General features: G+C 38.0%; 8 protein-coding genes, 1 rRNA gene and 1 other annotated feature. Of the genes, 1 reads left to right on the forward strand and 8 read right to left on the reverse strand.

What is annotated here, in order from left to right:
• Positions 1-65: 65 nt before the first annotated feature.
• The 4 genes from ACFY5C_RS40845 to pdxS all read right to left on the reverse strand — a co-directional run bounded on the left by ACFY5C_RS40845 (position 66) and on the right by pdxS (position 4616).
• A complete protein-coding gene (locus ACFY5C_RS40845) occupies positions 66-1400 on the reverse strand; it encodes a sigma 54-interacting transcriptional regulator (RefSeq protein ID WP_387256519.1) in 1335 nt (444 codons plus the stop codon).
• Between the two features lie 141 nt (positions 1401-1541).
• Positions 1542-2822 (reverse strand): serine--tRNA ligase, encoded by a 1281-nt coding sequence (serS, locus tag ACFY5C_RS40850; protein ID WP_048390985.1) that lies wholly within the window; start codon positions 2820-2822, stop codon positions 1542-1544.
• 75 nt (positions 2823-2897) lie between these two features.
• Positions 2898-3117 (reverse strand) — a binding site (T-box leader).
• Between the two features lie 49 nt (positions 3118-3166).
• Positions 3167-3730 (reverse strand): pyridoxal 5'-phosphate synthase glutaminase subunit PdxT, encoded by a 564-nt coding sequence (gene pdxT, locus ACFY5C_RS40855; protein WP_279493552.1) that lies wholly within the window; start codon positions 3728-3730, stop codon positions 3167-3169.
• Between the two features lies 1 nt (position 3731).
• Positions 3732-4616 (reverse strand): pyridoxal 5'-phosphate synthase lyase subunit PdxS, encoded by an 885-nt coding sequence (gene pdxS, locus ACFY5C_RS40860; protein WP_387256520.1) that lies wholly within the window; start codon positions 4614-4616, stop codon positions 3732-3734.
• 102 nt (positions 4617-4718) lie between these two features.
• On the opposite strand from pdxS, the gene ACFY5C_RS40865 reads away from it, so the two are divergent.
• Positions 4719-6137, forward strand: a complete 1419-nt coding sequence (locus ACFY5C_RS40865) for a PLP-dependent aminotransferase family protein (RefSeq protein ID WP_083225388.1) — start codon at positions 4719-4721, stop codon at positions 6135-6137.
• A gap of 15 nt (positions 6138-6152) precedes the next feature.
• Here the strand turns inward: ACFY5C_RS40865 and asnB are convergent, their stop codons facing one another.
• From asnB to rrf, 4 genes are all read right to left on the reverse strand, one after another.
• Positions 6153-7991 (reverse strand): asparagine synthase (glutamine-hydrolyzing), encoded by a 1839-nt coding sequence (asnB, locus tag ACFY5C_RS40870; protein ID WP_387256521.1) that lies wholly within the window; start codon positions 7989-7991, stop codon positions 6153-6155.
• Between the two features lie 99 nt (positions 7992-8090).
• Positions 8091-9410 (reverse strand): D-alanyl-D-alanine carboxypeptidase family protein, encoded by a 1320-nt coding sequence (locus tag ACFY5C_RS40875; RefSeq protein WP_389455149.1) that lies wholly within the window; start codon positions 9408-9410, stop codon positions 8091-8093.
• A gap of 153 nt (positions 9411-9563) precedes the next feature.
• Positions 9564-11027: an IMP dehydrogenase gene (gene guaB, locus ACFY5C_RS40880; RefSeq protein WP_004233999.1), complete on the reverse strand. Its 1464-nt coding sequence runs from the start codon at positions 11025-11027 to the stop codon at positions 9564-9566.
• A 271-nt stretch (positions 11028-11298) separates the two neighbouring features.
• Positions 11299-11391 (reverse strand): 5S ribosomal RNA (rrf, locus tag ACFY5C_RS40885); the annotation flags it as partial.

The following is an 11391-nucleotide window of genomic DNA, read 5'->3' on the forward strand; positions in this document are numbered from 1 at the left end:
TAATAAAAAATTTAATAACACGAAAAAAGGAGATAAATTTTTATCCCCTTTTTGTAAAATTTTTTTTACAACAATTCATATTTTAAACACTTATATTTTAGTAATTGACGAGAAATACCTAAACGTCTAGCTGTTTCCGCTAATCGTCCATCAGTTTCACGCAACTTTTCCGCTATAATTAGACGCTCGTAGGCTTCCGTTAAATCTCGTAAATGTCCAGATTGGTTGTTTTGCATGATCGATTGAGTTGAATGTTGAACATTTTTTTTAATCCTCTCTGGAACATGTTCAACAAGTATTTCATCCCCAAGCAAATTATTATATGCCGATTCAAGGGCATTTTTTAGTTCACGCACATTCCCCGGCCAATGATAGGCATAAAATAACTGAATTACTTCATTACAATAGCTTACATTTTTCTGTAGTGTATGTTCATTGTAAAATTGTATATAAAAATCAAGGATAAGTGGAATATCTTCCTTCCTTAATCTTAGCGGTGGCAAATCAATTTGAAGAACATTTAAGCGATAAAATAAGTCCTCGCGTAGCCTTTTTTCAGCTAATAGTTTGTCCACATCTTCATTGACAGTAGTAATATACCGTATATCCAAGGGCTCACCATTTAACACTTTTATATCTACCGCATGTAAAAGTTTCGCCTGCAAAGATATATCCAATAAATTAAGGTGGTCAATGAGTAGCGTCCCTCCATTAGCCTCCTGTAACTTTCCACTTTTTGCTTCATTGCCCGAGCCGTATAGCTGAGTAAATATATTATCCTCTGTTAATGTTGAGCAGTTCAAAGTAATAAACGGCTTTGTATAGCGTTCACTTTCATTGTGTATGCCTTGTGCGATTATATCTTTCCCAGTTCCAGTTTCCCCAGTTAGTAAAACTGGTGCACTTTTTTGAGCACTACGACGTGCCTTTTCAAGTTGAGTTTTCATTTCGGCGTTTGTTGTAATGTAATCCTCTAAACGATAGGTTGTATGATTATCTCGATATAATTTATGTCCCAGGAAATTGTCTAAGTATTTAATTTGCTTAGTTTCATAAAAATGTTTTGAAAATTCAATGGCACCAATGGCTTTTCCATGCTCCATAATGGGATAGGTCGAACTCAGTGATAAATAACTAAAACCGTTCAATGTTGTCAGTTGTTGTTCATAGTATAAAACTGGCTGCCCTGTTTGTATGACTTGAAAAACAGTACTTGTCTCAGGTGATAAATTTTGATAATTATCAGTCACTGTGCTGTGAAAAAATTCATCTGGTGTTAAGCCGATTTCCAATAATATATTTAAATCTGCTAAATCATAAAAGATTGCACAGCCTTTATCATCTGTAATTAAAACATTATCAAATTCACTGAAAGCCTGTGCAAATTGTTGCAATTCCATGAATTTCTCCCCCTTGTCCCCATGAATATTACCCATTATAACGAATTTTCAAAAATTATGAGAGATTTCAATTTTAGCAACACAAAAAAGCTATTTTAGAACATCCATAAAGGAATTGTCTAAAATAGCTTTATCTGTCGTTTATTTTGGTGCGATTACTTCTTTACCGCCCATATAAGGTCTTAAAACTTCAGGAATTACTACGCTGCCATCAGCTTGTTGGTAGTTTTCTAGAAGAGCAGCAACTGTACGACCAATGGCAAGACCTGAGCCGTTTAATGTATGCACATATTCTGGTTTTGCATTTGGCTCACGACGGAAGCGGATATTTGCTCGTCGTGCCTGGAAATCCTCAAAGTTAGAGCAAGAAGAAATTTCACGGTACATGTTTTGTGCAGGAATCCAAACTTCTAAATCATATTTTTTCGCTGCAGTAAAACCTAAATCAGCTGTACACATTTTTAACTTACGATATGGTAAGCCTAGTAATTGTAATACTTTTTCTGCATGACTTGTTAGTAGCTCTAATTGTTCGTATGACTCCTCTGGTTTTACAAAACGAACTAATTCTACTTTATTGAACTGGTGTTGACGAATTAAACCACGTGTATCACGACCTGCAGATCCCGCTTCTGAACGGAAGCAAGCACTATACGCTGCAAAGCCTTGTGGTAAAGCTTCAGCCGGTAAAATCTCATCTCGATAGAAGTTCGTTACTGGTACTTCTGCAGTTGGAATCATAAAATAATCTGTTTCCTCTAATTTGAATACATCTTCCTCAAATTTCGGAAGTTGCCCTGTACCTGTTAGGCTATCTCGATTAACAATGACAGGTGGTAGCATTTCCTCGTAACCATGCTCCTCTGCATGTAAATCCATCATGAATGTCATTAATGCTCGTTCTAAACGAGCACCAAGACCACGATAGAATAAGAAACGGCTACCTGTTACTTTCGCGCCGCGTTCAAAGTCTACAATTTTTAAATCCGTTGCAAGGTCCCAGTGTGCTTTAATATCAAAATCAAATGTCGGAATTTCACCCCACGTATATTCTTCAACATTGTCATCCTCTGTTGTGCCTACTGGTACAGATTCATGTGGGATGTTTGGTAAACGCATCATCATATCTTTAAAGCGCTCTTCAACATCATTTAATTGTACATCTAATTCTTTAATTTCATCGCCAACCTGACGCATACGAGCAATGACTTCATCAGCATTTTCTTTGTTGCGTTTCATAACTGAGATTTGTTCAGATACTTTATTGCGTTCTGCTTTTAATTCTTCTGTTTTGGCAATCAATTCACGACGTTTTGCATCTAAGTCTTCAAAGTCATCTAAGTTTCCCAAGTCCTCATTACGTGTTAATAACATCTCTTTAATTTCCGTGAAATTCTCACGGACGCGTTTAATATCTAACATCTTCATACCTCCAATAGTTTCTTCATGATGGAAAATCGTTGCAGCGAAATGAACACAAAAAAGCCCTCATCCCTAAAAAGGGACGAGAGCTACCCGCGTTGCCACCCTAATTGACTAGACATATTTCTGCCTAGTCCACTTATTTCATAACGGCATTTCAGCCGGCTACAGCCTACTTCATTCACTTCGACTGTGCAACTCCAGGACGGATTCACAAGTGCTTTTATCAGCTTCCACCAACCGCTGACTCTCTAAAAAAAACGTGCTTGCTACTACTTCCCATCATCGTGTTCAGTTATTTAAAATTTAAACATACTGTACTATATGAAAACAAATTTTGCAAGTCATACCATAGAGGTTACAAAATATTCAAGAATTCGTGTATCCTCTGTTAATTCGGGATGAAACGAACAACCCAATAAATGGCCATCTTGTGCCAAGATTATTTTCCCTTCATGTTGTGCAAGAATTTCAACACCTTTACCTACCGCTTCAATATGAGGTGCACGAATAAATACTGCTGGAATCCCTACACCTACTTTAGGAATATCTAGTTGTACTTCGAAGCTATCCACCTGACGTCCATACGAGTTTCTTGCTACAGTCACGTCCATCACAGCCAAATGTGGTTCATCTTCAATTAGATCCTTGGCTAATAAAATTACTCCCGCACATGTACCAAGCATCGGTAATCCTTGCTGAGCAAGTCCACGAATTGGCTCTAGCAGATCAAATCGATCCAGCAATTTTCTCATTGTAGTGCTTTCTCCACCTGGTAACACAAGTCCATCTAGGTTTCCTAAATCCTTTCTTTGTTTTACTTGAATTGCTTCACAACCAAGAGCTTCTAACATTTGTATATGCTCACGAACTGCTCCTTGTAATGCTAATACACCAATTCGCTTCATGCTACCAACCTCGCTCTTGCATACGCTCGTTGTGTCCAAGCTGTGCAATATCAATCCCCTTCATTGGCACTCCGAGCTCTTTTGATATTTCCGCAATAATCTTATAGTCTTTATAATGAGTAGTCGCCTCTACAATGGCACGTGCAAATTTTTCAGGGTTCTCAGATTTAAAAATACCTGAACCAACGAAAACGCCATCAGCTCCAAGTTCCATCATTAAGGCTGCATCAGCAGGCGTTGCCACTCCTCCTGCTGCGAAGTTTACTACTGGTAAACGACCAAGACGTTTAATTTCTCTTAATAACTCGAAAGGAGCTCCTAGTAATTTCGCCTCTGTCATTAATTCATCCTCTGTCATTCCTACGACTTTACGAACCTGTGCATTTACTTTACGAATATGGCGAACGGCCTCCACAATATTCCCTGTACCTGGTTCACCTTTAGTTCGTAACATCGAGGCACCTTCCCCGATACGACGGGTTGCCTCTCCTAAATCACGACAGCCACACACAAACGGTACTGTGTATTCACTTTTTAATAAATGGTATTCTTCATCAGCTGGTGTTAAAACTTCACTTTCATCAATATAATCAACACCCATTGCTTCTAAGACACGTGCTTCAACAATATGACCAATACGTGCTTTGGCCATCACAGGAATAGTTACAGCCCCCATCACTCCCTCAACAATACGAGGATCGGCCATGCGTGCAACGCCACCTGCTTTCCGAATATCTGACGGTACTCTTTCTAATGCCATAACTGCTACAGCACCTGCAGCTTCTGCAATTTTTGCTTGCTCTGCATTAATGACATCCATAATGACGCCGCCTTTTTGCATTTCTGCCATTCCACGCTTTACTAGCTCTGTACCTGTTTGTTTCATTTTCTAACCTCCACCTTTATGATGAAGTTTAGTATAATAGAAATTGACCATATCAAAATATCCAGTTTTTAAAATATTTATAGGGTCAGGAGGTTCCAGATCATGGATATGCTTTTATTCCAGCTTGAAAGAGATAGTGATAAACCGCTTTATGATCAGCTTTATAACGGTATTAAAGAAGCTATTATTTCTAAAAAAATAACTGTAGGAGAAAAACTGCCTTCAAAAAGAAAATTAGCTGATTTTTTAAACATTTCCCAAACAACAATTGAAATTGCCTATGCTCAGCTTTTAGCTGAAGGCTATATTATGTCCAAATCACGTATTGGCTATTTTGTAGAAGAAATAGATGAACTGCCCTACATTCAACAAGATACTGTGGCGTCCATTAATGAACATCCTAAGAAAAAGTCTTACAAAATCGATTTTAATCCAGGATCTATTGATATCGATGCTTTTCCATTTCAAACATGGAGAAAGTATGCAAAAGAGCTTTTTGACGATACCTCAAAGGAGCTATTATTAACAGGGGAACCACAAGGTGAACTGTCTTTACGCACAGAGATTGCTAATTATTTATATCAATCCCGTGGTGTTGTATGCCACCCTGAACAAATTGTTATTGGTTCAGGGACGGAGCAGCTCCTCCCTATGATTCTCCGTCTTTTTAGTGAGGACACCAGCTTTGCATTAGAAAACCCAGGATACCCTGCCGTCCATCGAATGTTTTCGCAGCATAAACGAAAAGTTTATCCAATTGCAGTTGATGAAGAGGGCATAATTATTCATGATCTTGAAGAAACAAATGCTAATGTTGTGTATATTACACCCTCACATCAATTCCCAACTGGGGCTGTATTATCTGCTACAAGACGAGCACAAGCTTTAAATTGGGCGGCACAAAGCACCTCTCGTTATATTATTGAGGATGATTATGATTCGGAATTTCGTTATGCTGGAAAACCAATTCCTGCCCTACACGCATTAGATCGAAACGATAAAGTTATTTACATGAGTACTTTTACTAAATCTTTAATGCCATCCTTGCGAGTAGCTTATTTTGTACTTCCACCTAAACTACTTGCTACTTATAACGATGTCTTTAATTATTATTCATCAACGGTGCCTCGTTTTGATCAGCATATTGTAGCAAATTTTATGGGTGATGGGCATTTTGCAAAGCATCTCAATCGTATGCGTAAAATTTATCGTAAAAAACATGATAAACTAACTTCTATTTTAGAAAAATATTCATCATCCATTAACATTACTGGTGAACAAGCGGGTATGCATATTTTATTAGAGGTTCAACACACATTTTCAGAAAAACAATTACAACAGCTCGCGTCTCAAGCAGAAATCGGTATTTATCCATTATCAGCCTATAGACTAGATCACTATGAATCTTCACAAGCTCAATTTTTATTAGGTTTTGGAGGGATTCCCGTACAAGCAATCGAATCATCCATTGAGCAGTTGATGGATTGCTGGAGTATACAAAAAAATGACCCATCTACGTAGATGGGTCGTTTTATATTAAGTCTCAATTAATTGAATTTGATAATGCTCAAACCAAGTATGAATTTGCCCTAGATAAGCTAAAAGCTGGGGACCTGCCATTAATTGCCCATACCACGGAACCTTAAAAGAGCTACCTCCCGATTCAATTAACTCCGCAAGCTTTTGTCGTTCAAATAGTTCATGCAAAATTGAATTTTTATCATGTAGAATTTCCTTCAACCATTTTTGCACTCCTGCTGTATAGATAGGATGATATGTTTTTGGATAAGGATTTTTTTTACGATATAACACTTCATTCGGCAATAGATGTGCCATTGATTTTCGAAGTAATCCTTTTTCTATTCCATCTAAATTCTTCATTTCCCACGGAATATTCCAGGCATATTCTACAAGCCGATGATCTGCAAAAGGGACACGTACCTCTAAACTTGCCCCCATACTCATACGATCCTTCCGCTCTAATAATGTTTGCATAAACCATAGCATATTTAAGTAGGACATTTCACGATGCTTTGCCTCTGCTAGACCTTCTCCATCTAGCAAAGGAACTTCAGCTATTGTTTGTGTATATAGTTGTTGTGCATAGGCTTCAATTTTTAATTTTTTGTTCCACTTCTCTTGGAGTAATGCACTTCTTTCAGACAATGAACGGATCCAAGGGAAACCAGTAGTCCTATCTTTAAACCATGGATAACCACCAAAAATTTCATCTGCACACTCTCCTGATAGCGCTACAGTAAATTCCCTTTTTATTTCACGACAAAACCATAATAACGAAGAATCTACATCTGCCATACCTGGGGAATCACGAACAATGACCGATTCCACTAATAAATCAATTAACTGTTGCTGAGTGATTTCCTCTGCGTGGTGAGCTGTCTTGAAAGTTTCTGACATTTTTTGAATCCAGTACGTATCCGTGGAGGTCTGGAAAGAATGTGGGTTAAAGAAGCGCTCATTGTCTTCATAATCAATAGAATACGTATGCAATTGATGGTTTTGCTGTTGGAATCTATTTGCTGCAATGCCTGTAATAATACTGGAATCTAGTCCTCCTGAAAGAAACGTACAAATGGGTACATCCGAAACTAGCTGACGTTCTATAGCATCCGTTAACAAAAAACCAACATGTTCAATTGTTTCTCCCAATGTTTCTTCATGTCTACGACTTTGTAGTTGCCAATACGGCCACTTTCTTAAACCTTCTTCTCTAGAGAATCGCATAGCATAGCCAGGTCGTAATTCTTCAATATTTTGAAAAAGGGTTTTACCTGGCGCTCTAGAAGGTCCTACAGCCATCATACTTGCCAACCCTTCAACGTTTACACATGCTTGAACCGTGGGGTGTGCTAGCAGAGCCTTCACCTCAGATGCAAAAAGTACACCTTCTTGTTGCTCTGTATAATACAAGGGTTTTACGCCTAGTCGGTCTCGACACAAAAATAAAGACTGTGTTTGCTCATCCCAAACACCGAAGGCAAAAATACCATTTAGAAATTCTACACACTGCTCTTTCCATTCAATATAGGCAGTTAATAGTACTTCAGTATCCGATTGTGTTGTAAAGCTGTGCCCTCTTTTTTGAAGTTCCTTACGTAGCTCCTCTGTATTATAAAGTTCGCCATTATATGTAATGACATAGTTCAAACCATCATGGATTTTTTTCATTGGCTGTTTGCCACCGATTAAATCAATAACAGCCAACCGTCGATGGCCAAATGCAATATGCTCACTACACCAAATATTTTCATCATCTGGCCCTCTCTTATTTAATGTTTGCGTCATCGATTTTAATATTGTGTCACTTGTTCTTAAGTCCTTTTGAAAACTAGCCCAGCCTGTAATGCCACACATTTAGCCACATCCTTTCGCCTATTAGCGTATGCTATAGCGTGTAAAAATGTGAAAAAGCACATGAATGCTTAAGTGCATTCATGTGCTCGTATTTAAATATTAAAACAATCCACCAACAAAGTCTGTAATGCCTCCCCATAAATTACCGAAGAAGTTACCTACACCTTGGAAGAACAATGAGATACCGCTAGCACGCTCTACAGCCTCTGTTGTGACAACATCGGATGAAATATCCTTGCCATCAATAAAGCCGTAATCTGTGCCTTCTGTGCGTTCAATAACGACCTTTCCTACAACAGTGTCTTTTTTAACGTCTGCCTCTAAACTCTTTTTATCTAAAACCAATGTAGGTTTATATAAGTCTTTATCAGAAGACTTAATCATAAATGAAATTGGTTCTTTTACTGCAATCGATACTTTGTCTTCTTTACCTTTTGTCACTTTAACTGTTTTGTGATCTTTGAATGTATAGTTCCCTGGTAAAATTTCTTGCTTTGAGAATTGTGAAAAGCCGTAGTTAAATAATTTCGCTGTGGCATCAAAGCGAGCTTCATAGGACCCTTGTCCATTTGCATCAACAGCTTTCATTACAACTGCAATCAAACGAGTACCGTTGCGCTCTGCAGTACCTGTGAAGCAGTGACCTGCAAAGTTTGTTGTACCTGTCTTTAATCCATCTACACCTTGATATTCATACACTAATCCCGGTAACATAAAGTTCCAGTTAGACATTTTAATTGCATCTTCTGTTCCTTCACGGAATGTCTTTTTTGCAATTTTAGATGTTTCTAATACCTTTGGGTGATCTTTTAATAAATGATATGCTAATTTTGCTACAGATTTTGCAGGCATCACATTCTCATCTTCTGGGCCTGTGCCTGATGGATGCATACCAAATAAATCAGCATTATTAAGACCAGTAGAGTTGACAAATTTATAGCCCTCTAAACCAAGTTCTTCTGCTTTTTTATTCATTAACTTTAAAAATTCAGTTTCAGAACCTGCGATCGTTTCAGCAATAGCTACGGTTGCTGCATTTGCTGAATAGATTGCCATTGCCTCATATAACTCACGAATCGTATAAGAGCCATCTCTACGTAAAGGTACATTACTTAATGCACGATTTTGAGACATACGATACGTATAATCTGTTACGTGATATTCTTGATCCCATTTAACTTTCCCTGCATCAATCGCGTCCAATAACAGGTATTCAGTCATCATCTTTGTCATACTTGCAATACCTAGTGAAGTATCTGCATTTTGTTCAAATAAAATTTTCCCTGAATCTGCATCAATTAAAATCGCAGCATCCACTGTTAATCCTAAATCTGTTTCCGCATTTGCCTTTGCAGGAATACCTGCAAAAATACTAAATAATAAAACAGGAATTAGGAGTAAGCGTAATACGGTGTTCATTTTCTTTTTCACCTTTAAAGCCCTCCAAAAAATAATCTTGTCCTCGACATTTTATCATAGATAACAACAAACGTGTTGACTCTCTACCATAAAAAAATGCTCTCGCGCCATCTTTGTAGACGATGCGAAAGCATAAAAGTTGCAAGTAATATATTACATGGAATAGTTTGGTGATTCTTTTGTAATCTGTACATCATGTGGATGTGATTCACGAAGACCAGCACCTGTCATTCTAACAAATTGTGCATTCTCGCGTAGGTGCTCCAGATGTGGAGCTCCACAATAACCCATACCAGCGCGAATACCACCAATCAGTTGGTAGATTGTATCAGCTAATGGTCCTTTATAAGGAAGACGGCCTTCAATACCTTCAGGTACTAATTTTTTTGCATCCTCTTGGAAGTAACGATCTTTAGAACCTTTTTCCATTGCGCCAATAGAACCCATACCACGATAAACTTTAAAGCGACGGCCTTGGAAGATTTCTGTTTCTCCAGGAGATTCAGATGTACCTGCTAGAAGAGAACCAAGCATTACAACGTTGCCTCCAGCTGCTAAAGCTTTTACGATATCACCAGAGTATTTAATACCACCATCAGCAATTATTGTTTTACCTAGCTCACGAGCTACTGTAGCACAATCATATACTGCTGTAATTTGTGGTACACCTACACCTGCTACAACACGTGTAGTACAAATAGAACCAGGACCGATACCTACTTTAACAACATCTGCTCCTGCTTCAAATAATGCACGTGCGCCTTCTCCAGTAGCAACATTACCAGCGATGATTTCTAGCTCAGGGTAAGTCTCACGGATTGAGCGAATTGTTTGTAATACGCCTTCTGAATGACCATGGGCCGTATCGATTACAACAATGTCAACTTGTGCTTCAACAAGCTTCTCAATACGTACCATCGTATCTTTTGATACACCAACTGCCGCGCCTACTAATAAACGGCCATGTGTATCTTTCGCAGCATTCGGGAATTCAATCACTTTCTCGATATCCTTAATTGTAATAAGTCCAGTTAATCTACCTTCTTCATCTACAATTGGAAGCTTTTCGATTTTATATTGTTGAAGAATTTTTTCAGCATCCTCTAAAGTCGTTCCCACTGGTGCTGTAATCAAATCTTCTTTCGTCATTACATCTTCAATTTTTAAAGAGTAGTCAGAGATAAAACGTAAATCACGGTTTGTAATTATCCCTACTAGCTTTTGATTTTCCATACTATCAACAATAGGAACACCAGAGATTCGGTATTTACCCATTAGATGCTCAGCATCGAAAACTTGATGTGTCGGAGTTAAGAAGAATGGGTTTGTAATAACACCATTTTCAGAACGTTTTACTTTTTCTACTTGTTCAGCTTGCTCATCAATCCCCATGTTTTTATGGATAATACCGATACCGCCTTGACGTGCCATAGCAATCGCCATTTTAGACTCTGTAACTGTATCCATACCTGCGCTGACCATTGGGATGTTTAATTTAATCTTTGGTGTTAATTGAACAGATAAATCAACATCTTTCGGTAGTACTTCGGAATGAGCTGGTACTAATAATACATCATCAAAAGTTAAACCTTCTTTGGCAAATTTAGTCTCCCACATTTTCGTAACTTCCTCCTATAGTTAAAAGAATATTAATTGTAAGATTAACAACGTGGACTGCTACTGTCAAGGAACTTATAAAAGAAAGACAATTCAGATTTTTAACAAATAACAATTAAGATAAACAATACAAATAATTAACTACATTTTCGAGGCATTTATTTGCATTTTTTAAATTCAGAAAACACTTTTGAACAATCTCTTTAGTAGAGTTAAAAGTTATCAAAAGAGAAAGTAAAAAAACAGTCAGCGCACAGCTGACTGTTTTGTTGCCTAGCGACGTCCTACTCTCACAGGGGGAAGCCCCCAACTACCATCGGCGCTAAAGAGCTTAACTTCCGTGTTCGGTATGGGAACGGGTGTG

It is taken from the genome of Streptomyces sp. NPDC012935, from assembly GCF_042900345.1.
Taxonomy (GTDB): Bacteria; Actinomycetota; Actinomycetes; order Streptomycetales; family Streptomycetaceae; genus Streptomyces.